The following is a 22,777-nucleotide window of genomic DNA, read 5'->3' as shown; positions in this document are numbered from 1 at the left end:
GGGGATGCGCCGGGGGGTGCAAGTGGGCGTTGTCGGGAACTTGTGTGCGAACCTGGAAATACAGATTTATATCGATATATTTTCGACTAAATATCATTTCTCATGAGTAAATGGATTTTATTGCCGATATTTATCGGCTATAAAGATGCTCGCCGTTGACGCAGTACTGAGCTGCGTCCACTGTCATGTTTTTTCGTACTCAACACCCAGACGCTTTCCAGGAGTCCAGATGACCACTTTGCACAGTTCGCCGCGCGCTGACGGCTTTCATATGCCTGCCGAATGGGCTGCGCAGACCCAAACCTGGATGATCTGGCCCGAGCGCCCGGATAACTGGCGCTTGGGCGGCAAGCCGGCCCAGGCGGCCCACGCCGCGGTGGCCAAAGCCATTGCGCGTTTTGAACCGGTCACTGTCGGTGTGTCCGCAGGCCAGTACGAAAACGCTCGCGCGCAACTCGATGTACCGAATATTCGGGTGGTCGAAATCTCCAGCGACGATGCCTGGGTACGTGACAGCGGCCCGACGTTCGTGATCAACCACAGCGGCGAAGTGCGCGGCGTAAACTGGGATTTCAACGCTTGGGGCGGTTTTGACGGCGGTTTGTACTTCCCGTGGAACCGTGACCAACAAGTGGGCAGCAAGGTGCTGGAAATCGAACGTTGCCCGCGTTACTACACCGAAGGCTTTGTGCTTGAAGGCGGCTCGATCCACGTCGATGGTGAAGGCACGCTGATCACCACGGCCGAGTGCCTGATGAACCGCAACCGCAACCCGCATCTGTCACGGGAAGAAATCGAAGACGTACTGCGTTCGCACCTGGCCGTGGACAAGATCATCTGGCTGCCGGACGGCCTGTTCAACGACGAAACCGACGGCCATGTGGATAACTTCTGCTGCTACGTTGCGCCGGGTGAGGTGTTGCTGGCTTGGACCGACGACGAGCGTGACCCCAACTACGCGCGCTGCCATGCAGCGATGAATGTGCTGGCAACCAGCACTGACGCCAAGGGGCGGCCGTTCGTGGTACACAAAATGCCGATCCCGGGGCCGATGTATGCGACCCAGGAAGAGTGTGACGGTGTTGATAAAGTGGCAGGCAGTCAGGACCGTAATCCGACCGAGCGTCTGGCGGGTTCTTATGTGAACTTCCTGATCGTCAACGGCGGCATCATCGCGCCGAGCTTTGACGACCCGATGGATGCGCAGGCCAAGACCATCCTGCAGAAGATCTTCCCGCAGCACGAAGTGGTCATGGTGCCGGGTCGTGAATTGTTGCTGGGTGGCGGCAATATCCATTGCCTGACCCAGCAACAGCCTGCGCCGTACAAAATCTGACTGGTGTGGGAGCGGGCTTGCCCGCGATAAATGCGCTGCGGTCTGTCTGACATACCGCGGTGATTCAATCGCGAGCAAGCCCGCTCCCACAGGGTCGCTATTTGTTCAGAACTTGTACGTCCCCGTCATCACCAGGCTGCGCGGCTCGCCCGGCATGATCTGCGCCGCACTGGTGGCCGACGCATAGTAGTAACGGTCAGTCAGGTTGGTCAGCGCCCCGCTCACATCCCAGTCTTTTTCGCGATAACCCGCCAGCGCATCCCAGCGTCCGTAGCCCGGCAATATCACGGTGTTCTGGTTGTCGGCGTAACGCTGGCCCACCAGGGTCAGGCCCGTTTCGGCGTACCAGCCCATCTCCGGCTTCCAGGTAATAAACAGACTGCCATTGTGCTTGGCCACGCCATTGATGCGTTTGCCCTCAAGCCCGTTGTTGTCCTTGACCACTGTTGCATCCTGCACACCCACGCCGCCGCGCATGTACCAGTTGCCGCCCAGCTTGCCGCTGGCGGTCAGTTCGATGCCGCGTGAGCGTTGCAGGCCGGAGAGCAGGGTGATGGTCGGGTCGTCCGGGTCCTTGGTGCGGCGGTTGTAGAGTTCCAGCTCATACACCGCCAGGGTGGTGCTCAGACGGTCATCCAGCCAGTCGCTCTTTACGCCTATTTCCTTTTGCTTGGTCAGCTCCGGACTCAGGTCGTTGGCGTTGCCTGCAGCACCCGGGGTGATGCCGATCAAGCCGCCGCCCACCGGGGAGAAGGTCTTGGTCCACGAGGCGTAGAACGAGTGGTTTTGCAGCGGCGTCCAGACCACACCAAGGCGCGGGCTGGTGCTGTGGCTTTTGCGTTCTTCGGTCGGGATCAAGGGCCTGAGATGGTTGGTGGTCTCGACGTTAAAGCGGTCGTAACGCAAGCCGGCCAGTACCTGCCATTGATCGTTGAGGCGAAGCTGATCCTGGATATACAGGCCCTGGCTCTCGACCTCGGTGTGGTTGTCGCTGGAAATTACCATCGGCCCGGTCGGGCGCAGGCTGCGATCGGGGTTGTACACATCTACGGGCGGTACGCCCCCGGCTTTGTAGAGCTTGGGGTCGCGGCGCTGGCTGCCGAGTTCCAGCCCGGTCAGCAGGCGGTGCTCCAGGCCGAACGTGTCAAAGCCACCTTCGATTTCGAGGTTGTTGAAAATATTGCGGGTGGTCATGTCCTGCTGCCAGCTCTGGCGGTTGACCTTGTTGATTTTCGGGTCGTAGCCGGTCAGGTAGGTGTTTTCGAACTGGCTGTCGAGTTTGAACACGCCCAGGGTATGGCGCAGTTGCCAGTTATCGCTCAGTTCATAGCTCAGGCGCGAGCGCAGGTTCTGGACTTTATCGTCGATAAAATCGTTTTGCCCGCCGTAGGAGGTGCCACGGCTGACATCCGCCGGGCGCCCGTCGATGCTCGGAATTCCGCGATCCGGGGTGCGGTTGTAGCGGTTGTATTCGTATTGCACCAGCCAGTTCAGGTCGGGGGTGATTTGCCAGCTCATCGAGGGTGCAAACAGTTGGCGGTTACCGCTGACGTGATCGCGAAAGCTGTTTTTGTCTTCGTTGCCCATGTTCAGGCGCAGGCTGATGGTGTCACTCGGGTCGGTGCTGAGGTCGGCATACAGGCTGCGTAAATCCTCGCTGCCGCCCTGGGCCTGAACGCTCGACTGGCGACCGAACTGCGGCATTTTGCTGACGCGGTTGATGATCCCGCCCTGGCTACCGCGACCGTATAACACTGCCGCAGGGCCTTTGAGCACTTCGATGCGCTCGATGTTGTGCAGGTCGCGCACGTATTGGCTGTCGTCGCGAATGCCATCCAGGTAAAAGTCGTTGCTGGCGTCAAAACCACGAATGCGCAGGCTGTCAAAGCGCGTGTCGGCCGTGCTGCTGACGTTGGGAATACCGCTCAGGGCTTCGCCAATGCTGTTGATCCCGTAATCGAGGACGTTAGCGGTTTTTACCGAGTCGATGGCTTGTGGCACATAGCGCGCCGGGGTTGAGGTGCGGGTGGCGGTGGTGACGTCCTTGACCCGTGGGTCATCTGCTTCGGCTTCGCTGGCGCTGATCGACAGTTCGGGAAGCACGGTGGCAGCGTTACTGAATCCGGCGTACAGCAAGGCACATAGCCCCAGATTCAAGGACGTTAAACGGCGAGGGGAGAGCATGGTTGAGGGGTGTCCGGCAGTTGTAATAGTTGGTTATATTTTTAGGGCGCGAATGGTAATGGTTCTTGTTGCTTTATGTTAAGAATTACCAATTGAGACACCTGCAAATATGTATCTATTTATTTCTCAGCCCTGCAGCCCTTGCCGCAGCTGATTCGCCCGGTTCACGCAACACACTAAAAGGCATACCGGCGTTTTTCCCCCGGCCGCGCAAGGCTAGGCTGGCATTCTGATTTTTTAATTTTCCGGAGCCAGTCATGACCCTTCCATCTGTCCTGCATTACATCTACGACCCCCTGTGCGGTTGGTGCTATGGCGCCAAGCCGCTTATCGAGGCAGCGCGGGGAGTTTTGCCGGTGGTGGCCCACGGCGGCGGAATGATGGCCGGCGCACAACGCCAGACGGTGTCGGCGCAATTGCGTGATTACGTGATGCCCCATGACCATCGCATTGCCCAATACACCGGGCAGCCCTTTGGCGAGGCGTACTTTGAGGGTTTGCTGCGCGACACCACGGCAGTATTCGATTCGGCGCCGCCGACCACCGCGGTGCTGGCCGCCGAGCAATTGGCCGGACGCGGCCTCGACATGCTGGGGCTGTTGCAAACGGCGCATTACGCAGAGGGCCGGCGGATTGCCGATAAAGAAGTGTTGCTGGCAGTGGCCGCCGAAATGGGCCTGGATGCCGATGACTTCCGTGCCGCTTACGCTGCGATAAGCGGCGAAGTGACGCAGGCGCACTTCAAGGCCAGCCGCCAATTGTTGTCACGGGTAGGTGGCCAGGGCTTTCCGACCGTAGTACTTGAGCAGTCCGGGCAATACCGGGTGATCGATCTGGGGCCGTATCTGGGCAAGCCCGAAGCCTTTGCAGCCTGGCTGCGCCAGCAGGAGGGCGTGCCCGCCGAAGGCGAAACCGTTTCAGCGCCAGCCTGCGGTCTGAGTGGTTGCCAGTAACAATTGCTGACATATCGGTCAGAACTTTCTCAAGTGACGGTAATTAACAAATTTTTCACGAAATTGACACCTCGCCTTCACGGCGGCTAGGATCCCTGCCAACGCCTGTGGCGATAAGCCATACACCAACTTTTCGAAAGACCTGCACAGTCTTCGTGCGGGTCTTTTTTGTTTATGTGAAGCAACCACCACTCAATGTTTCAGCTTGAATCCCACAGCGCGCTTCTATTCAGAAATAAGGAAAATAATATGTTGAACAAACGGATAGGTCTTCTCGCTCTGGGCGTACTGAGTGCTACCCAGGCAATGGCTAACGATCAAGCTGACGCAAAAGGTTTTGTAGAAGACAGCCACCTCAATGTACTGGCGCGCAACGCCTACATCAGCCGTGACTACAAAGACCACAAACAAGACAAAGCCGAATGGGGCCAGGGTTTCCTCGGTACCTTCACCTCGGGCTTCACCCAGGGCACCGTGGGCGTGGGTGTGGATGCTTTTGGCATCTACGCACTGCGTCTGGATGGCGGCCGTGGCAAAAGCGGCGCGGGCGGTATCGACTTCTTCAAGCAGGGCGCCAGCGGTAAAGCGGCTGACGACATCGCCAAGGCTGGCGCTGCGGTGAAAGTGCGTTTCTCCAACACGGTGCTCAAGTACGGCGACCAAATGCCGGCGCTGCCGGTGCTGATGTATGACAACTCGCGTCTGATGCCAGAAAGCTTCACCGGTACCCTGTTGACCTCCAAGGAAATAAACGGCCTGGAAATCAACGTCGGTCGCTTCACCGCAGAGTCGCGTAAAAGTGCTGAAGCACGCGACAGCGGCGACCTGAAGAGCATCAACGTGTTCGGCGGCAGCTACAAGTTCACCGACAACCTGTCGGCGTCCCTGTACGGCTCCGAGATGGAAGACGAGCTGAACAAGCAGTATGTGGGCGTGACCTACGCGATCCCGCTGCAAGACAAACAGTCCCTGACGTTTGACTTCAACGGCTACCGTACCCATGTCAAAGAAGACTACGCCCGTGACGTACTGAAGGTGGATGGCCAGGACAACAAGATCTGGAGCCTGGCAAGCACCTACGCCTTTGGCGCACACACCGTGACCCTGGCGTACCAGAGCAGCACCGGCGAAATCGGCTACCCGTACGGCGGCTACCGCAACGCAGGCGGCGTGGGCGATGGCGGCAACACCATCCTGCTGGCCAACTCCTACTGGTCCGACTTCAACGCCAAGGACGAACGTTCGTGGCAGTTGGGTTATGGCTTCGACTTCGGTGCCGTTGGCATTCCGGGCCTGACCTACAACATCGCCTACGTTCGCGGTACCAACATCGACGACGGTTCCGACCGTGGCCGTGGTACCGAGCGCGAAATCTTCAACCAGGCCAAGTACGTCGTACAAAGCGGCCCCGTCAAGGACCTGAGCGTGCGTCTGCGTGGCTCGTGGTTGCGCGTATCCAACAACGCCAGCGACTACAACGTGGGCGGCAACGAAGTTCGCGTATTTGTTGATTACCCGATCAGCATTTTCTGATGCTACCCGCCTGCTAAACAGGCTGGACATCTGAACAAAAACGCCCCGACTGGTTCGGGGCGTTTTTTTTGGCCGCGATTAACCGCGGCGCAAGGGACGTATCCGGATGAAACCATCACTCACACTTGAGCTGGGCCTAGAACTAGTTGGCCATTAGCTGAAGTGCTTAAGATTATTCCCTTGAGATTATATTCCTTGGGTGGCATATTTTGAGCATGACATGGAACGTTGAGTACACCGACGAATTTGGCCACTGGTGGGAAAGGCTCAGTGAAAAGGAACAGGTCAGCGTGGCGGCCAGTGTCAAATTGCTAGAGCTGCTCGGGCCGGCCCTGCGCTTCCCCCATTGCAGCGATATCAAGGGTTCGCGGCATGGCAACCTTCGAGAGCTGCGTGTACAGCATGCGGGCCGCCCTTATAGGGTGCTTTATGCCTTTGACCCGCGTCGCTGCGCCTTGCTGTTGATTGGCGGTGACAAGACCGGCCATGACCGGTGGTATGAAGAGAACGTCCCTGTTGCACAAAGGCTTTACGACGTTCATTTACAAACACTGATTGAAGAGGGCCAGAATAATGGCTAAAAAATTTTCCGGGCTTGAAGCGCGCATGAGCCCAGAGGCGCGGGCGCAAGCCCAGGCTTTGTACGTCCAGCATTTACAAGAAATGCCATTGCATGAGCTGCGCAAAGCCCAGGCGCTCAGTCAGGAAACGCTGGCCAAAGCACTGAATATCAACCAGGCAGCCGTTTCTAAAATGGAGCGGCGTACGGACATGTATATCAGTACGCTGCGCAATTACATCCAGGCGATGGGCGGGGAACTGGAAATTATCGCGACCTTTCCGGATGGTCAGATCAAAATCGAAAACTTTGCTGAGTAGAAGTGATTACGTAAACTCTGCAGATCCTTCCCCGGCACACTCGTGCAACCAGCTTATAAACACCTGCAAGCGCTTGGGTACTACGCTGAGCGGCGGGTGCACGAGATAGTAATCGTAGTGGCCACACTGGCTGAAACCGCCAAAAGGCAGCACCAGTTCGCCGCGATCAATCCGTTTTTGCACCAGTTGCTGACGGCCGATGGCGATGCCTGCGTGGCTCATCGCTGCCGTGACACAGAGGTCCGAACGGTCGAAGGTCAGGGTGCGCTTGGGCAGTGCCGCGAGCAGGTGGTGCTGTTCGGCCCACAAGGTCCACTCGGCGTCATAGGCGGCATGGTCCCAGGCCAGGGAGTCGTGCAGGGTGGTGCAGTGGCTCAGGTTTTGCGGGTTCTCATACAGACGGTGACGCTGCGCATATTCCGGGCTGCACACCGGCGCCATTTGTTCGCGCATCAATCGATGGCTGGTCAGGCCGGGGAATTCGCCGTTGGCGTAGTACAGGGCCAAATCTATTTTGCGTGTGCGAAAGTCGACATTGTCATTGCCCACCCGCAGGTCCAGTGATACCAGCGGGTAGCGCTCGATAAAGTCCGCCAGCCGCGGTACCAGCCAGCATTGGGCCACCGACGGCCTGGCGTAGAGGGCTATTGAACCGGCAATTTCCGCCTGTGACGAGCGTTCAAGCGCTTCGGACAACTCCCCCATCGCACTCTGCAAAATCTCGAAAATTCGCTCGCCTTCGTCAGTCAGGCTGACCTGGCGGGTAAGGCGCTGGAACAGTTTCATGTTCAACGCGGTTTCAAGCCGACTGATGCGATGGCTGACGGCGCTGGCGGTCAGGCACAGTTCCTGCGCCGCTCGGGCAAAACTCAGATGGCGGGCGGCCACCAGAAAGGTGTGAAGGTTGGCGAACTGGCTGCTGTTGAGCCTGGAGCTGATTCGCGGAGGAAGGTTGAGCACGACGGTTTTCCCTCAAGCCCAAGGCTGACGTCTGGCGGGATGTGGCAATGGCTGCATCTTGCCACATCCCGGTAGCGCCTGAATCAGTCCAGCAATTCACGGCCCTTGGCCAGGTAGGCATCCATCTCGTCGGCAGGCACCATATTGCCCCCCGTTGCCCAAACCAGATGGGTGGCATTTTGCATCGCTTGCGAGTCCAGCCCGGCGCGCGCCAGGTAGCCTTGCTGCTCGCCCTGCACCCGGGCAATCCCGGGTACACCTGCCAGTGCCGAAGGCTCAAGGCGCAGGCCTTCGCTGCGTTCCATCAGGGCCAGCAGGCTGTACATTTCTTCGTCGCTGACGGTGTAGAAACCGTCGAGCAGACGCTGCATGGCCTTGCCGACAAAACCCGATGCACGGCCGACCGCCAGACCGTCTGCTGCCGTGACATTATCGATGCCGAAATCCTGCACGCTGACCTCATCATGCAGCCCGGTGTACACACCCAGCATCATGCACGGTGAATGAGTGGGTTCGGCGAAGATGCAGTGCACCGCGTCACCGAAGGCCAGCTTGAGGCCGAAAGCCACGCCGCCGGGCGCGCCACCCACACCGCAGGGCAGGTATACAAACAGCGGATGTTGCGTATCCACGCTGATTTGCGCTGCGGCCAGTTGTTGCTTCAAACGCTCGCCGGCCACGGCGTAACCGAGGAACAGATTGACCGAGTTTTCATCGTCGACAAAATGACAGGCCGGGTCGGACTCTGCCTGCTGGCGACCCTGGGCCACGGCCACGCTGTAGTCACTTTCGTACTCGACCACGGTGACACCGTGGGAGCGCAGTTTGTCTTTCTTCCATTGCCGGGCGTCCGCCGACATATGCACGGTGACATCAAAGCCCAGCGCGGCGCCCATGATGCCGATCGACATGCCAAGGTTGCCGGTGGAGCCCACGGCGATCTTGTACTGGCCAAAAAAGGCCCGCGCCTTGTCGCTGTGCAGCAGCGCGTAGTCGTCATCGAGGGTCAGCAGGCCACCGGCCAGGGCCAGGTCTTCGGCATGCTTGAGCACTTCATAAATACCGCCACGCGCCTTGATCGAACCCGAAATCGGCAGATGGCTATCGCGCTTGAGCCACAGTGCGCCGGTCAACGGCTGGCTGTAGCGCTCGGCGAGCAAGGGCTGCAGGTGGGTGAGCGGGACAATGTCCGACTCGATAATGCCGCCACTGCCTGCGGTTTCCGGGAAGGCACGCTCAAGAAAAGAGGCAAAGCGCGCCAGGCGGGCGCTGGCATCGGCGACGTCGGCAGCGCTCAGCCCTACATCGCCCAGCGCCTGCGCGACCGGTGCCACGCCAGGGTTGAACCAGGTGGTCTCTTGCAGTGCGACCAGCTCGCGAATCAGCGGGTAACTGGCGCACCAGCTTTCAAGTGTTCTGCCCAAAATCATGACGGGGTCCCTTTAAACGTTAAGGCGGAAAATACCGGTTCAATCAAACAAAGCGCGACAGCAGCAGGGTCAGGCCCAGAGCGATCGTCGACGCCAGTACGGTGGCCGTGGTGAAGGTTTTCAAGGCGTCGGTCAGTGACACGCCCAGGTACTCCTTGACCACCCAGAAGGCCGAATCCGTAACGTGTGTCCAGCCCATTGCCCCGGCACCGATGGCAATGCAGATGATTTCTTTGCTCACCGTTGGGTGCGCGCCCAGCATGGGTAACACCATACCTGCGGCGCTGATCATTGCCACCGTTGCCGAGCCGACGGCGAAGTGCATCAAACCGGCCACCAGCCATGCCAGCACGATGGGGTTCATGTTCAGTTGGGTCAACGAGGCGGACAGCGCATTGCCCACGCCGCTGTCGATCAGGATGCCGTTGAATGCGCCACCGGCGCCGATAATCAACAGGATGCCGGCCAGTGGCGGAAAACTCTTTTGCGTGTAGGCGAGCAAGTCGGCCATCGACAGGCCGCGGCGCAAACCCAGCGCCCAGTAGGCAAACACCACGGCAATCGACAGGGCGATCAGGGGCGTGCCCAGAAACGAAATCACGCTGAATGCCGTGGAATCATGGGGCAGGCCAGCAGCGAAACTTTTACCGACCATCAACAGCAACGGCAGGGCGATGGTCAGCAGGGTGATGCCAAGGCCCGGCAAGTCACGGCTTTGGCTGTCTTCACAGTGCTCGTTCAAAAACGCTTCCTGAGTGGCCGGTGCCTCGGGCTTGCACACCAGCTTGACCCACAGCGGCCCGGCAATCATGGCGGTCGGCAGCGCGACAATCAGGCCATACATGATCACTTTGCCGACATCGGCGCCCAGCATCCCGGTGATCGCCATCGCGGCAGGGTGTGGCGGCAGCATGCAATGCACGGCCATCAGTGACACGGCCAGCGGTACGCCCAGGTACAGCAGATTGATTTTGGTTTCTTTGGCGACCACATAGATCAGCGGAATCAGCAGCACGAAGCCCACTTCGAAAAACACCGGGATGCCGGCAATAAAGCCGACCAGCATCATGGCCCACGAGGCCCGTTCCTTGCCCAGGGCGCGCAACAGCGCCTGTGCGATGCGCTCCGCGCCGCCGGACTCCTCCAGCATCTTGCCCAGAATCCCGCCCAGGCCAATGATCGTGGCCAGAAACCCGAGGGTTCCGCCAACACCGGCTTCATACGACGAAGCAATTTTTATCAGTGGCATGCCCGACCCGATCCCCACCACAAAGCTCGCTGCGGTCAGGGCCAGAAAGGCATGAACGCGGACTTTGACGATAAGAAAAACGATCAGGGCGATGGCGCAAAACAACACCAACAATAGAGTGGGACCGCTGTGCATGGAGAGTGCTCCGGGAGGCGCTTTTATTGTTGAAATAAGTGATCGACGTCACTTTGCTTCCGGTAATTAGAGGTCACATCTGCGAGGGCTGACAAAGGATGGTTTTTCACGGTACAGATGATGTGAGGTCATCTGTCGGGGGATTTGCGGGAACGAGCAGGCTCGCTCCCGCAATAGCGGCTGCGGTCAGAAATCCCAGCGGGTGGTCAGCATAAAGTTGCGCGGCTCGCCGTAAATCGCCGAGTTATAGAAGCCGATGTTGGTGTAGTAGTACTTGTCGAACACGTTGTTGACGTTGAGCGTGGTCGACAGGTTTTCCGTGAACTGGTAACGGGTCATCAAGTCCACCACCCAGTAGGGTTTTTGCGAGAAGTCTTCGTACCGGTCCTTGGGGCTGTTGTACATCTCCTGCCAGGACGTGCTCTGCCAGCGTGCGCCACCGCCCACCGAGACTTTGTTCAGATCGCCCTTGAGTTTGTAGATGGTGTAGAAGCTCAGTTGATCTTCGGGCTCGAAGGTCGAGATTTTCTTGCCGGTATCATCGCGCACCACCTTGTGCGTGTACCCCGCCTGCAGGCTCCAGCCCGGGCTCAGCTCACCGGAAATTTCCAGCTCGTAGCCCTTGGTTTTCGCGGCGGTGCCCTTGAAGGCATAGTTGGGCGGGGTGGGTTGCAGGTTGTTCCAGGCGTCGTCGGGGATGGGCCGGTTGCTTTCCTTGACCTCGAAGTACGCCAGGCTGGCGTTCAGGCGGCCATCGAAAAATTCGCTCTTGAGGCCGATTTCATAGTTTTCGCCCTCGTCCGGGTCAATCAGCTTGCTGTTGCGGTCGAGGTTGTAGAACTCCTGCGGCATAAACACGTCGGTGTAGCTGGCGTAGGCAGTGAGGTAGTCGGTCAGGTCATAGGTGATGCCGGCGTAGGGAATCAGGCGCCCCGATTCACGATAGGTATTGGTGGTGCCGGTCAGGGTGTAGTCGACCACCCGGCCACCCAGAAACACTTTCAAATCATCAGTGACATTCAGGCGGGTCGTGGCGTACATGCCGGTCTGGCGCACGGTGTCGTCGTTGATTTGTGATGCATTGCCCCAGTCGGGCTTGGCCAGATGCCCGTCCCAGTTGAAGTAATCGACCAGGTTGGGTTGGGCGAAGGTCACGTCCCAGTAGCCTTTGCCTTTCCAGTTGGCGGTGCTGATCGAGCCGCCCAGGACCAGGTCATGCTCACGGCCGAGGAATTCGTAAGGGCCGCTGACATACAGGTCGGCCGCGTCGCTGGTGGTATCGCCCTTGTAGCGCTGAGCGTTGATTTTGGCAGTGCCGTCGGCCGCCGGCTGGTTGAACTGGATGGCACCCAGCTGGGCATCGTAGCCATTGAGCTTGTGATCCAGTTGCAGCTTGGCCACCCAGCCGCTGCCCAGGTCCTGTTCAAGGGTGGCAAAGACGGTGCGGGTGTATTGCTGCCAGCTGCTCCAGTCGGTGGCGTTGCTGAACGAGCGTTTGGCGCTGTTGATCTCGCCCGCGTAGTTGTACAGCGGGAAGCTTCCCGACCAGGTCGAGCCCTGGGGTTTGTTGTCCTGATAATCGGCGCCCACGGTGAGCAGGGTGTCGGGCGTGAGGTCGACTTCGAGGATGCCGTAGAACACCGAGGTCTGGTTGGAATAGCGGTCGATATACGACTGCCTGTCCTGATAGGCCGCTACTGCACGGCCGCGCACATTGCCGCTTTCGGTCAGCGGGCCGCTGACGTCCACTTCAGTGCGATAGCTGTCCCACGAGCCCGCGCCTGTGGTGATATGGCCGTGAAAATCGCTGGTGGGCTTCTTGCGCACCAGGTTGATGGTGCCGCCCAGGGAGCCTGCGCCGCTGAGCAGGCCCGAGGCGCCCTTGAGTACCTCGATGCGGTCATAGATCGCCATGTCGCTCAGGGTGTTGCCCGCCGAATAGGCAACGTTACGCACGGCAGAAGGAATGCCGTCGTACTGGAAGTTGTTGATCGAGAAACCGCGCGAGTAGTAGTTGGTGCGGTCGGTGTCATAGGCCGAGACGGTGATGCCGGGCGTATGGCGCATCACGTCGTCGACATTGTCGAGGGCGAAGTCATCCATGTGCTGGCGGGTGACCACGCTGATCGATTGGGGTGTTTCGCGGGGTGTGAGCACCAGGCGGGTCGCGGTGGCAATGGCGCCCGGGGTGTAGGAACCGGTACCTTCGGTGACGGTGCCCAGCTGGTTGGTGTTCACTTGTGTGGCCCCCAGCTCCAGAGCATCTGCAGTGCCGCTGGCGACCAGTACATAACCGCCATTGCTCTGGCGCTCAGCTTGCAAGCCGCTGTTGGCGAGCAGGCGGTCCAGGCCTTCCTCGATGCTGTATGAACCTTCGAGCCCGGCGGTAGTTAGATTGCGGGCCTGTTCAGTGTCGAACGAAATGGTAACCCCCGCTTGCACGCCGAACTGGGTGAGGGCGCTGCCTAGAGGACCTGCGCCAATGCGATACACCGTCTGGCTTTGCGCCGACGCCTCGGTGGGCATCAGGGCAAAACCGTAGAGGCTGGCGAGGGACGCGCCCAATACCGCCAGGCGCACAGCGCGGGTTAATTGAGTGGTGGCAATGCGGCGAAGCGGGGGCATTGGGTGATCCTTGCGTTGTCATGGCAGAAATTCGCTGTGATCGCGACTTATGTCATTGACGGATGAGAATCGAAATCAGCAAGGTTAAAGGCCAAAGCATTTGCCCCTGCACTCAGGCCGGCTCGATGCTGGCCCAGTAGCGGGTCAGAAAACGCACCTTCACTGGTAGGGTTTTGCTCAGGTTTTCCAGGATTGTTTCAGTGTCATCGATACGAAAAGCCCCGGAGATGCGCAAGTCCGCCACCGCTGTCGCGCAGCGCAGAACCCCCGGGCGATAGCGGCCCAGTGCCTCGACAAAATCGCCCAGGCGCCAGTCGTCCACGCTCAACATGCCTTTTACCCAGGCCGTGGAGGCAAGGGGCAAACGCTCGACCACGCCAATGTCATCGCTGTCGAACGTCACTTGTTGCCCGGCCTCCAGGCGCAGGCACTGGTCGATGTGCCCGTATGGACGAATCTCGACGGCCGATTGCTCCACGCCGACCCGCGTTTGCCCGGGCAACTGCCGGACGCTGAAGCGGGTGCCGAGGGCGCGCACGCTGCCGTCTTCGGTGTGGACGATAAAGGGCCGCTGGCCTGGGTCCCTGGCGGTCTGCACCAGAATTTCGCCACGGTGCAGGCGGATCAGCCGCTGTTTTGCGTCGAAGTGGATATCCAGCGCCGTGTCGGTGTTCAGCTCCAGCTGCGAGCCATCGTCAAGGCGCAGCGAGCGCCGCTCACGGAAACCGGTGCGGTGTTCGGCAAGCATCGAGCGATAGGGCACCTGCCCGGCAGCCAGCCATGTCCCGCTGCCAACGGCCAGCAGCATGCCGAGTATTTTCAGCACGTCTCGGCGCTGGGCCCTGGCGGCATCCAGGCTGCTGAGGGCTGCTTTTGGCGCGATCATCGCCCATTGGCGTTGCAACTTTTCGACCCGGGCCCAGGCTGCGGCGTGTTGTGGGCTGGCTTTGAGCCACGTTTGCCAGGCGCGGGTGCGTGCCTCGTCGGCGCTGCCGTCGTTAAGCTGTACATACCAGGTGGCAGCGGCTTCAAGGGTCTTGAAGTCCAGGGCGGTGGGCATCAACTGTCGACCAGCAACAGGCAGCGGGTCATGGCGCGAATCAAATGATTCTTGACCGTGGTGACCGACACCTCAAAGCGCTCAGCGGCGGCCACATAGGTCAAGCCTTCAAGCTGCACGGCCAGGAAAATATCCCGTGTGCGGGGCCCCAGCTCATCGAGCAGGCTGTCGATGGAAACCAGGGTTTCGATAATCGACAGGCGGACTTCGGGGGAAATATCCACAGGCTCGGGCTTGAGGGCCAATGCCTGCAGATAAGCCTGCTCGATGGTGCGGCGGCGCACCTTGTCGATCAACAGCGAACGGGCGATGGCGCTCAGATACCCGCGTGGCTCGCGGATGGGGGCGTCATGGCGTGCGGTCATCACCCGCAGGAACGTGTCCTGGGCCAGGTCGCATGCATCCGCCGTATTGCCCAGGCGCACGCGCAACCAGCCCTTTAGCCAACCGTTGTGCTCACTGTAGAGCCGCTGAAGAACTGAATGATCGAGCGCCGACATAAGGATGCGACCAAAATGTAATTGGTAATTGTTCGCATTATTGTGATGGCAGAGTGTTTATGCAAGGGGGTTTTATTGGGAGGGGGCGGGGCAGCATTGCTGGAGATAGATTCTTTCGAAAGCACAGCGTGTAACACAACTTCAAGTCGATCGCGTTTTTTCGTGTGTAGTGTGTGTATTTGATGGTTGCACCACTCTTTAGTGGTGTGTAACGTACACAACAATACGTGGTGATCAAATGCGAAGTCGTGAACTTATCGAGTTGCTGATGGCGGATGGGTGGTTTGAGATCGCGGTTAAAGGAAGTCACCATCAGTTCAAGCACCCAGCCAAAGCGGGTCGGGTAACGGTTCCGCATCCCAGGACAGAAATTGCCAAAGGGACGCTGCACAACATTCTCAAATCCGCAGGTCTCAAAGGAGAGTTACGGTCATGAAATTTCCAGTGGTAATACATAAAGACGCAGATTCTGAATTCAGCGTAACGGTGCCTGATGTGCCGGGCTGTTTTTCTGCAGGGGCCACCTTTTCGCAAGCGCTGGATAACGTGCAGGAAGCATTGGCTTTGCATCTGGAAGGTATTGTTGCGGACGGCGGTGAGCTACCGCAGGGCAAGGACGTGGATGCCCACTTGGAGAACCCGGATTATGTCGGCGGGATATGGGCAATCGTTGACTTCGATTTGACGCCTTATCTCGGCAAGTCGGTTCGGTTCAACGCGTCTTTGCCAGAGAATCTGTTGCAGCGCATCGATGAACGAGTCAGCAGGGACCACCGCTATGCGTCCCGTTCAGGGTTTCTGGCAACAGCGGCATTGCGCGAGCTGAGCGTTCAGAACTTTTGATCGGTTCAAGAGCGTCACCATGTGGTGCTCTTCAGTCTTCTCCAAACCCCGAAAACAAAAAAGGCCCACCTTGCGGTGAGCCTCTTTCGGTATTGCGTATGGTGCCGGCACCAAGAGTCGAACTCGGGACCTACTGATTACAAGTCAGTTGCTCTACCAACTGAGCTATACCGGCGTTATGGGCGACGAGTATACCCGGATGTTTGAGCTTGTAAACCCCTGATAACAGACTATTTTCACGTTTCTGACCGGCGCTCGTCGAAGTACTGGCGCAAGTGCTCGACCGTGACCCGGACTTTGGCCGAATTGGCCAGTGGCGCTGCGTAGACCGCCCAGATATTGGCCTGCTGGCGATAGTCCTGAAGGATATGTACCAACTTGCCGTTTTCCAGGCTTTCGCGCACGTCCCACTGCGAGCGCAGCAGGATGCCACGTCCGTCGATCCCCCATTGGTGCACCACTTCGCCGCGGTTGGCCGACAGCGCGCCGGTAACTTTCACGCTTTCTTCGCCCTGCGGCCCTTGCAGGCGCCACAGCCCGAACGGGTGGTCGCGCTCCTTGATCACCAGGCATTCGTGGCCCGCCAGTTCCGCCAGGGTGCGCGGCTCGCCGTGGCGTTGCAGGTACTCCGGGCTGGCGCAGAGCACGCGGGCGTTGTTGGCCAGCAGTTTGGCAATCAGGTTGGGCGCAATGTGGTCGCCGATGCGGATATCCAGGTCGTAGCCTTCTTCGATCAAGTCCACCAGGCGGTCGAACATGTCGAAGCGGATGTCCAGCGCTGGGTAGCGGTGCGACAGTTCTGATAGCGCGGGGCCAACATGGCGACGGCCTAATCCGAAACTGCTGACGACATGCAACTGCCCCCGGGGCTCCTGATGCAGCGCCGACACTTCGTCGCTCATTTGCTCCACGGCATCAAAGATATGCAAGGCCCAGTGGTAGACACGTTCGCCATCATCGGTGACGGCCACGCGACGGGTGGTGCGGTGCAGCAGGCGCACGCCAATGCTTTGCTCCAGCAGTTGGATGCGTTTGCTGACATACGCCGGGGACACCCCCAGCTCGCTGGCCGCTGCGGCAAAACTGGAGCGCCGGGCCACGACCACGAACACGCGCAGGTCGTCGAGATTCGGCAGATTGTTCACGAATCGTGTCTTATCCATCATCAGTTCGCCTGATTATCTTTGTATTGGCGCTTTATATCATGGGCCCACTTCTCCTCATCAAGAGTTCGCCCCATGAGCAAGACATTCAGAATTGCCGCCATCGCCGGTGACGGTATTGGTAACGAAGTACTGCCGGAAGGCCTGCGCGTTGTGGAAGCGGCGGCCAAAAAGTGGAACCTGGACCTGTCGATCGAGATCATCGAGTGGGCCAGTTGCGATTACTACGAGCGTCACGGGCAGATGATGCCGGACAACTGGTTCGAGCAGCTCAAGGGCTTCGACGCCATCTACTTCGGTGCCGTGGGCTGGCCCGACAAGGTGCCGGATCACATCTCGCTGTGGGGTTCGTTGCTCAAGTTCCGTCGCGACTTCGATCAATATGTGAACATTCGCCCGGTGCGCCTGTTCCCTGGCGTGCCATGCCCGCTGGCGGGGCGTGAGCCCGGCGATATCGACTTTGTGGTGATCCGTGAAAACACCGAAGGTGAATATTCCTCGGTAGGCGGGCGGATGTTTGAAGGCACCGAAAACGAATTGGTCCTGCAAGAATCCGTATTTACCCGACGCGGCGTAGACCGGATTCTCAAGTACGCCTTTGAAGTGGCCAAGGAGCGACCACGCAAGCACGTCACTTCGGCCACCAAGTCCAACGGCATTTCCATCAGCATGCCGTATTGGGACGAGCGCACTGAAGCGATGGCGGCCAACTATCCACAGGTCAGTTGGGACAAGCAGCACATCGACATTCTGTGCGCCCGTTTCGTCCTGCAGCCCAACCGTTTTGATGTGGTAGTGGCCTCCAACCTGTTCGGCGACATTCTCTCCGACCTCGGCCCGGCCTGTGCGGGCACCATCGGCATTGCGCCATCGGCCAACCTCAACCCGGAACGCAACTTCCCGTCACTGTTTGAACCGGTACACGGTTCGGCACCGGATATTTACGGGCAAAACATCGCCAACCCGATCGCGATGGTGTGGTCGGGTGCGCTGATGCTGGAATTTTTGGGCAAGGGTGATGAGCGTTATCAGGCCGCCCATGACGGGATCTTGCGTGCCATCGAAAATGTGATTGCCAGTGGTCCGAAAACACCGGATCTGGGTGGCACGGCATCGACTCAGGACGTCGGAAAAGCGATCGCCGCTGCACTGCGTAACGTTCCGGCCGCGTAAGGCAAAAGCCGCGGAACAGACACTTGCAAGCCCGCCAAACCTCCCGAAAACCGGGGGTTTGGCGGGCTTTTTGGCGTGTTCAAAGATGAGTGGGGTATGGCGAAAATTCCTGCGGATCCAGTTGCAAAAGGCCAAATCTCAGGGCATATTGTTAACCGAAAGGTATGCGTTAACTAGCAGTTAACGGTCGGATTCAACGGCGTGAAAGGAGTCCTTAACAGCGGTAAGTGCTGACGTAGAACCGTGCAGTAAGAGAAAAAACTCTCTCTCTGGAGACTTAAATGTCCAATAACAATAAAAAAGATGTCTTTTTGATATCAACTAGCCTGATTGCTGTACTGGCCACCGTTGCAGGCCTTGCCTTCTTTCCGCAACAAGCCGAGACCACCGCCAACATGCTGTTCGAGTTGGCCTCCCGTACCTTTGGCACTTCGGTGCAGGTGTTCGTGTTTTGCTGCGCCCTGGTGGTGCTGTATATCGCGTTCAGCAAGTACGGCAACATCCGCCTGGGTAACGGCAAAGCCGAATACCCGACGGTTACCTGGGTGTTCATGTTTATCTGCGCGGGCATGGGCTCGTCGACCCTGTACTGGGGTGTGATGGAGTGGGCGTATTACTACCAGACGCCCGGGCTGAACATTGCCGCAGGCTCGCGAGAAGCGCTGGATTACAGCGTCAGTTATTCGTTCTTCCATTGGGGGATCAGTGCCTGGTCGTTGTACGCCTTGTCGTCTCTGGCGATGGCGTATCACTTCCATGTGCGCAAAAAGAGCGGCCTGAGCCTGTCTTCGGTCATCGAAGCCGTCACCGGTTTCAAGGCCCAGGGGCCAGTAGGGCGGATCGTCGACCTGGTGTTTTTGCTGACCATGTTTGGCGCCCTGACCGTATCCCTGGTGCTCACCGCTTCCACCCTGACCCGCGGCCTGTCGGCGCTGACCGGCATGCCGGATACCTTTACCACCCAATTGATGGTGATCGGTGTGGTGGCGGTGGTGTTCTCGCTCAGTTCCTATATCGGTATTGCCAGTGGCATGCAGCGTCTGTCGAAGATGGTGTGTATCGGTGCGCTGGTGTTTGCCGGCGTGGTGCTGCTGGTTGGCCCCACGCAATTCATCATCAACAACACCGCCAACTCCATTGGCCTGATGATGCAGAACTACGTACACATGAGCCTGTTTACCGACCCGCAAGGTGATGGTGCCTTCACCCGCAACTGGACGGTTTTCTACTGGCTGTGGTGGGTTTCCTACGCACCGGGCGTGGCCATGTTTGTGACCCGTGTGTCCAAGGGCCGCAAGATGAAAGAAGTGGTCGCCGCGATGTTGATGGGCGGCAGTTTTGGCTGCTGGTTCTTCTTCGGCACGCTGGAAAGCTACAGCATGCACCAGTTCATGAGCGGGGCCATTGATGTGCCGCGCATCCTGACGGAGCAGGGCGGTGAAACGGCGGTGGAGATGCTGCTCAGTGCGCTGCCGTTCGGCCAGATTTTCCTGGGCGTTTACCTGTTCATCATGGCGGTGTTCTGTGCCTCGCACATGGACGCAGCGGCCTACGCCGTGGCCGCCACCAGTACCCGCAACATGCAGGAAGGCCAGGACCCGTCGCCGACTCACCGGTTGTTCTGGTGCATCGCCCTGACCCTGGTGCCGCTGGCCATGCTGTTTGCCAAGGTCTCGCTGTCGACCATGAAAACCGCCGTGGTGCTGACTGCCATTCCGTTCATGGTGATCCTGCTGACCAAGATCTACGGCTTCCTCAAATGGATGTTCGAGGACTACAGCGCCATGCCGGCTTACCTGATCGAGGAGGAAGCCGTATCCCGCGGTAACGACCTCGATTATGTGGCGGCGTTTGAAGTCGCAGCCCAAAGCCCCTCGCTCAAGGTCGAGGCAAAAGCGGTACCCGCAGCCCTGAGCTAATTGTTGTTGTGAACCACGCGCAGGCCCCGACACTCCGGTGCCGGGACCTGAGCGGTTTTTTTTGCGTGCCTTGTTAACCAGTAGTTGCCTGTAATTTACTGGTTACATAAAAACAGCCTGAAACAGGGCGGCGTGCGGCCTGCCCCGCCCTCTGAATTGCCTGAGAGAGACCAGATGAACACTATCGTGAAATTGCCTGCCGACTTCTGCACCAATGCTGACGAAGCGCACACCATTCCCGCGTCCTACTACACCAATCAGAGCGTGTTCGAGCTGGAGAAGGAAAAGATCTTCGCCAACACCTGGATTTGTGTTGGTCACCGCAGCGAAGTTGCCAATAGCAACGACTACATCACCCGCGAAGTGATCGGCGAAAGCATCATCGTCGTGCGCGGTCGCGACAGTGTGCTGCGCGCGTTCTACAACGTATGCCCGCACCGTGGCCATCAGTTGCTGAGCGGCAGCGGCAAGGCCAAAAACGTGATCACCTGTCCGTACCACGCCTGGACCTTCAAGCTCGATGGCGAACTGGCCCACGCGCGCAACTGCGACAACGTGGTCAATTTCGACAAGGAAAACTCCAGCCTCGTGGCCCTGCGGGTCGAGGAATACGCCGGTTTCATCTACATCAACATGAACAACGAAGCCGGCACCGTGGAAGAGCAACTGCCGGGCCTGCAAGCCCGCCTGCGCGAAGCCTGCCCGGTGGTGGATGACCTGCACCTGGCGGCCCGTTTCGTCAGCGATACGCCGGCCAACTGGAAGTCCATCGTCGACAACTACCTGGAGTGTTACCACTGCGCCCCGGCCCACCCCGGCTTTGCCGATTCGGTGAGCGTCGACGAGTACTGGCACACCCTGCACGGCAACTGGTCGCTGCAATTCGGGCACGCCAAGTCGTCGGAAAAATCCTTCAAGTTCGATGAATCGATCAAGGATCCTTCCTTTAGCGGTTTCTGGGCCTGGCCGTGCACCATGTTCAACGCGCCACCGGGCGGCAACTTCATGACCGTGATCTACGAGTTCCCGGTTAGCGCTGGCGTGACCATGCAGCACTACGACATCTACTTCCTCAACAAGGACATCACCCCCGAGCAGCAGGCGCTGATCGAGTGGTACCGCGACGTGTTCCGCCCCGAAGACCTGCGTCTGGTCGAGAGCGTGCAGCGCGGCCTGCAATCGCGCGGTTATCGCGGCCAGGGCCGGATCATGGCCGACCGCAGCCGCAGCGGCATGAGCGAGCACGGCATTGCGCACTTCCACAACCTGATCGCCGTCGCCCATCTGGACGATTGATCCCGATCACGCCGCAGCGTGCCTGCGGCGTTTTACCCCATTAAGAGGAGTGTCCTGCGTGCAGCTCAACGACCCCCAATTGTTTCGCCAACAGGCTTTTATCGATGGAGCCTGGGTGAATGCCGACAGTCGGCAAACCGTAGATGTCACCAACCCGGCCCAAGGCCAGTTGCTCGGCAATGTGCCGCTTATGGGTGGCAGCGAAGCGATTCGCGCCATCGCAGCCGCCGACGCCGCGTTGCCCGCCTGGCGCGAGCGCACGGCCAAGGACCGCGCACAGATCTTGCGCCGCTGGTTCGAGCTGATCCTGCAACACGAAGACGATCTGGCGCAGCTTATGACCCTGGAGCAGGGCAAGCCGCTGCATGAAGCCGTGGGTGAGATTCGCTACGCCGCATCGTTTATCGAATGGTTTGCCGAAGAGGGCAAGCGCATTTATGGCGACGTGATTCCATCGCCGTCCACCGACAAGCGCCTGCTGGTGATCAAGCAGGGCATCGGTGTCTGCGCGGCTATTACGCCGTGGAATTTCCCGGCGGCGATGATCACCCGCAAGGTCGCGCCGGCGCTGGCAGCCGGTTGCACCATCGTGGTCAAGCCAGCCAATGAAACGCCGTTTTCGGCCTTGGCCCTGGCGGAACTGGCCCAGCGTGCGGGCATCCCGGCCGGTGTGCTGAATATCGTGACGGGCGATGCCCAGGCCATTGGCGCGCAGCTGACCGGCCACCCGCTGGTGCGCAAACTGAGCTTTACCGGCTCGACCCCGGTGGGTCGCCTGCTGATGAGCCAGTGCGCCGAGAGCATCAAGAAAGTCTCGCTGGAGCTAGGCGGCAACGCGCCGTTTATCGTGTTCGCCGACGCGGATATCGAGGCCGCCGTTGAGGGGGCCATCGCCGCCAAATATCGCAACGCCGGGCAAACCTGCGTGTGCGTCAACCGCTTCTATGTGCATGACGCGGTCTATGACCAGTTTGCCAGTAAATTCGCCGCCAAAGTCGCGCAGCTGAAGGTCGGCCATGGCAATGAAACCGGTGCGCAAATCGGCCCGCTGATCAGCCTCAAGGCCGTGGAAAAAGTGCGCCTGCTGATCGACGACGCCGTGAGCAAGGGCGCGACCCTGTTGCTGGGCGGCGGCGTGCACGCGCTGGGCGAGCAGTTCTTCGAACCCACCGTTCTGGGTGATATCCGCAAAGGCATGTTGCTGCTGGACGAAGAAATCTTCGGCCCGGTTGCGCCCCTGGTGCGCTTCCACAGCGACGCTGAAGTCGTGGCCCTGGCCAACGACACGTTGTACGGCCTGGCGGCCTACTTCTACAGCCGTGATATCGGCCACGTGTGGCACATCGCCGAGCAACTGGAATACGGCATGGTCGGCGTCAATACCGGGCTGATTTCCAACGAAGTCGCGCCGTTTGGCGGGGTCAAGCAATCCGGTCTGGGCCGCGAAGGTTCCAAATACGGGATCGAAGATTACCTGCAACTGAAATACCTGTGCCTGGCGGTCTGAGCCGACCGCACCGGGTCATGAATCAGGCGGTA

19 protein-coding genes and 1 tRNA gene are annotated in these 22,777 nt (G+C 59.1%); 11 read left to right on the top strand and 9 right to left on the bottom strand.

Annotation, left to right across the window (positions count from 1 at the left end):
• Nucleotides 1-229: 229 nt before the first annotated feature.
• Nucleotides 230-1,336: an agmatine deiminase gene (gene aguA, locus AB3G35_RS01980; protein ID WP_016783064.1), complete on the top strand. Its 1,107-nt coding sequence runs from the start codon at nt 230-232 to the stop codon at nt 1,334-1,336.
• A 105-nt stretch (nt 1,337-1,441) separates the two neighbouring features.
• On the opposite strand, the gene AB3G35_RS01975 is transcribed toward aguA, so the two are convergent.
• Nucleotides 1,442-3,520 (bottom strand): TonB-dependent receptor, encoded by a 2,079-nt coding sequence (locus AB3G35_RS01975; RefSeq protein WP_369782266.1) that lies wholly within the window; start codon nt 3,518-3,520, stop codon nt 1,442-1,444.
• A 257-nt stretch (nt 3,521-3,777) separates the two neighbouring features.
• Here AB3G35_RS01975 and AB3G35_RS01970 point away from each other — a divergent pair, with 257 nt between their 5' ends.
• From AB3G35_RS01970 to AB3G35_RS01955, 4 genes are all read left to right on the top strand, one after another.
• On the top strand, nt 3,778-4,473 hold the full coding sequence (locus AB3G35_RS01970; protein WP_086799354.1) for a DsbA family protein: 696 nt from the start codon (nt 3,778-3,780) through the stop codon (nt 4,471-4,473).
• Nucleotides 4,474-4,722: 249 nt separating this feature from the next.
• Complete coding sequence (locus AB3G35_RS01965) at nt 4,723-6,006, top strand: OprD family porin (RefSeq protein ID WP_086799352.1); 1,284 nt, start codon at nt 4,723-4,725, stop codon at nt 6,004-6,006.
• Nucleotides 6,007-6,221: 215 nt separating this feature from the next.
• Nucleotides 6,222-6,587, top strand: coding sequence for a type II toxin-antitoxin system RelE/ParE family toxin (locus AB3G35_RS01960; RefSeq protein WP_016783068.1), 366 nt, complete (start codon nt 6,222-6,224; stop codon nt 6,585-6,587).
• Nucleotides 6,580-6,885, top strand: a complete 306-nt coding sequence (locus AB3G35_RS01955) for an XRE family transcriptional regulator (protein ID WP_016783069.1) — start codon at nt 6,580-6,582, stop codon at nt 6,883-6,885. The genes AB3G35_RS01960 and AB3G35_RS01955 overlap by 8 nt, the downstream gene beginning before the upstream one ends.
• 6 nt (nt 6,886-6,891) lie before the next feature.
• Here AB3G35_RS01955 and dsdC read toward each other — a convergent pair whose 3' ends face one another.
• The 6 genes from dsdC to AB3G35_RS01925 all read right to left on the bottom strand — a co-directional run bounded on the left by dsdC (nt 6,892) and on the right by AB3G35_RS01925 (nt 14,844).
• Nucleotides 6,892-7,845, bottom strand: a complete 954-nt coding sequence (gene dsdC, locus AB3G35_RS01950) for a DNA-binding transcriptional regulator DsdC (RefSeq protein ID WP_369782265.1) — start codon at nt 7,843-7,845, stop codon at nt 6,892-6,894.
• 83 nt (nt 7,846-7,928) lie between these two features.
• Complete coding sequence (dsdA, locus tag AB3G35_RS01945) at nt 7,929-9,275, bottom strand: D-serine ammonia-lyase (protein ID WP_106115534.1); 1,347 nt, start codon at nt 9,273-9,275, stop codon at nt 7,929-7,931.
• Nucleotides 9,276-9,318: 43 nt separating this feature from the next.
• Entirely contained in the window at nt 9,319-10,659 is a 1,341-nt protein-coding gene (locus AB3G35_RS01940) for a gluconate:H+ symporter (RefSeq protein WP_016783072.1), read from the bottom strand.
• Nucleotides 10,660-10,845: 186 nt separating this feature from the next.
• Entirely contained in the window at nt 10,846-13,284 is a 2,439-nt protein-coding gene (locus AB3G35_RS01935) for a TonB-dependent siderophore receptor (RefSeq protein WP_369782264.1), read from the bottom strand.
• 112 nt (nt 13,285-13,396) lie between these two features.
• A complete protein-coding gene (locus AB3G35_RS01930; RefSeq protein WP_016783074.1) occupies nt 13,397-14,344 on the bottom strand; it encodes a FecR domain-containing protein in 948 nt (315 codons plus the stop codon).
• On the bottom strand, nt 14,344-14,844 hold the full coding sequence (locus AB3G35_RS01925) for a sigma-70 family RNA polymerase sigma factor (RefSeq protein WP_088378485.1): 501 nt from the start codon (nt 14,842-14,844) through the stop codon (nt 14,344-14,346). Before AB3G35_RS01925 ends, AB3G35_RS01930 begins: the two co-directional genes overlap by 1 nt.
• A 238-nt stretch (nt 14,845-15,082) precedes the next feature.
• On the opposite strand from AB3G35_RS01925, the gene AB3G35_RS01920 reads away from it, so the two are divergent.
• The gene (locus tag AB3G35_RS01920) at nt 15,083-15,280 is read left to right on the top strand and encodes a type II toxin-antitoxin system HicA family toxin (RefSeq protein ID WP_169910537.1); all 198 of its coding nucleotides are present in this window, start codon (nt 15,083-15,085) and stop codon (nt 15,278-15,280) included.
• The gene (locus tag AB3G35_RS01915) at nt 15,277-15,687 is read left to right on the top strand and encodes a type II toxin-antitoxin system HicB family antitoxin (RefSeq protein WP_016783077.1); all 411 of its coding nucleotides are present in this window, start codon (nt 15,277-15,279) and stop codon (nt 15,685-15,687) included. Before AB3G35_RS01920 ends, AB3G35_RS01915 begins: the two co-directional genes overlap by 4 nt.
• A 99-nt stretch (nt 15,688-15,786) precedes the next feature.
• On the opposite strand, the gene AB3G35_RS01910 is transcribed toward AB3G35_RS01915, so the two are convergent.
• Both AB3G35_RS01910 and AB3G35_RS01905 read right to left on the bottom strand, forming a co-directional pair.
• A tRNA-Thr gene (locus AB3G35_RS01910) sits at nt 15,787-15,862 on the bottom strand.
• Between the two features lie 61 nt (nt 15,863-15,923).
• The gene (locus tag AB3G35_RS01905; protein WP_369782263.1) at nt 15,924-16,850 is read right to left on the bottom strand and encodes a LysR substrate-binding domain-containing protein; all 927 of its coding nucleotides are present in this window, start codon (nt 16,848-16,850) and stop codon (nt 15,924-15,926) included.
• A gap of 75 nt (nt 16,851-16,925) precedes the next feature.
• Here AB3G35_RS01905 and AB3G35_RS01900 point away from each other — a divergent pair, with 75 nt between their 5' ends.
• From AB3G35_RS01900 to AB3G35_RS01885, 4 genes are all read left to right on the top strand, one after another.
• Entirely contained in the window at nt 16,926-18,023 is a 1,098-nt protein-coding gene (locus AB3G35_RS01900) for a tartrate dehydrogenase (RefSeq protein ID WP_169910535.1), read from the top strand.
• Nucleotides 18,024-18,304: 281 nt separating this feature from the next.
• Nucleotides 18,305-19,942: a BCCT family transporter gene (locus AB3G35_RS01895; RefSeq protein ID WP_369782262.1), complete on the top strand. Its 1,638-nt coding sequence runs from the start codon at nt 18,305-18,307 to the stop codon at nt 19,940-19,942.
• A 174-nt stretch (nt 19,943-20,116) separates the two neighbouring features.
• The gene (locus AB3G35_RS01890; RefSeq protein WP_169910531.1) at nt 20,117-21,238 is read left to right on the top strand and encodes an aromatic ring-hydroxylating dioxygenase subunit alpha; all 1,122 of its coding nucleotides are present in this window, start codon (nt 20,117-20,119) and stop codon (nt 21,236-21,238) included.
• A gap of 58 nt (nt 21,239-21,296) precedes the next feature.
• Nucleotides 21,297-22,745, top strand: a complete 1,449-nt coding sequence (locus AB3G35_RS01885; protein WP_169910529.1) for an NAD-dependent succinate-semialdehyde dehydrogenase — start codon at nt 21,297-21,299, stop codon at nt 22,743-22,745.
• The last annotated feature ends 32 nt before the right edge of the window (nt 22,746-22,777 follow it).

The sequence above is a fragment of the Pseudomonas sp. WC2401 genome, assembly GCF_041200115.1.
Classification (GTDB): domain Bacteria; phylum Pseudomonadota; class Gammaproteobacteria; order Pseudomonadales; family Pseudomonadaceae; genus Aquipseudomonas; species Aquipseudomonas fragi.
This window is presented reverse-complemented; position numbering and strand designations above follow the sequence as displayed.

Coding starts and splice junctions, on each gene's coding strand:
- AB3G35_RS01930 (WP_016783074.1), bottom strand. CDS start 14,344: ATGCCCACCGCCCTGGACTTCAAGACCCTTGAAGCCGCTGCCACCTGG.
- AB3G35_RS01970 (WP_086799354.1), top strand. CDS start 3,778: ATGACCCTTCCATCTGTCCTGCATTACATCTACGACCCCCTGTGCGGT.
- AB3G35_RS01940 (WP_016783072.1), bottom strand. CDS start 10,659: ATGCACAGCGGTCCCACTCTATTGTTGGTGTTGTTTTGCGCCATCGCC.
- AB3G35_RS01960 (WP_016783068.1), top strand. CDS start 6,222: ATGACATGGAACGTTGAGTACACCGACGAATTTGGCCACTGGTGGGAA.
- AB3G35_RS01935 (WP_369782264.1), bottom strand. CDS start 13,284: ATGCCCCCGCTTCGCCGCATTGCCACCACTCAATTAACCCGCGCTGTG.
- AB3G35_RS01900 (WP_169910535.1), top strand. CDS start 16,926: ATGAGCAAGACATTCAGAATTGCCGCCATCGCCGGTGACGGTATTGGT.
- AB3G35_RS01975 (WP_369782266.1), bottom strand. CDS start 3,520: ATGCTCTCCCCTCGCCGTTTAACGTCCTTGAATCTGGGGCTATGTGCC.
- AB3G35_RS01925 (WP_088378485.1), bottom strand. CDS start 14,844: ATGTCGGCGCTCGATCATTCAGTTCTTCAGCGGCTCTACAGTGAGCAC.
- AB3G35_RS01895 (WP_369782262.1), top strand. CDS start 18,305: ATGTCCAATAACAATAAAAAAGATGTCTTTTTGATATCAACTAGCCTG.
- AB3G35_RS01965 (WP_086799352.1), top strand. CDS start 4,723: ATGTTGAACAAACGGATAGGTCTTCTCGCTCTGGGCGTACTGAGTGCT.
- dsdA (WP_106115534.1), bottom strand. CDS start 9,275: ATGATTTTGGGCAGAACACTTGAAAGCTGGTGCGCCAGTTACCCGCTG.
- AB3G35_RS01920 (WP_169910537.1), top strand. CDS start 15,083: ATGCGAAGTCGTGAACTTATCGAGTTGCTGATGGCGGATGGGTGGTTT.
- AB3G35_RS01890 (WP_169910531.1), top strand. CDS start 20,117: ATGAACACTATCGTGAAATTGCCTGCCGACTTCTGCACCAATGCTGAC.
- AB3G35_RS01905 (WP_369782263.1), bottom strand. CDS start 16,850: ATGGATAAGACACGATTCGTGAACAATCTGCCGAATCTCGACGACCTG.
- aguA (WP_016783064.1), top strand. CDS start 230: ATGACCACTTTGCACAGTTCGCCGCGCGCTGACGGCTTTCATATGCCT.
- AB3G35_RS01955 (WP_016783069.1), top strand. CDS start 6,580: ATGGCTAAAAAATTTTCCGGGCTTGAAGCGCGCATGAGCCCAGAGGCG.
- AB3G35_RS01915 (WP_016783077.1), top strand. CDS start 15,277: ATGAAATTTCCAGTGGTAATACATAAAGACGCAGATTCTGAATTCAGC.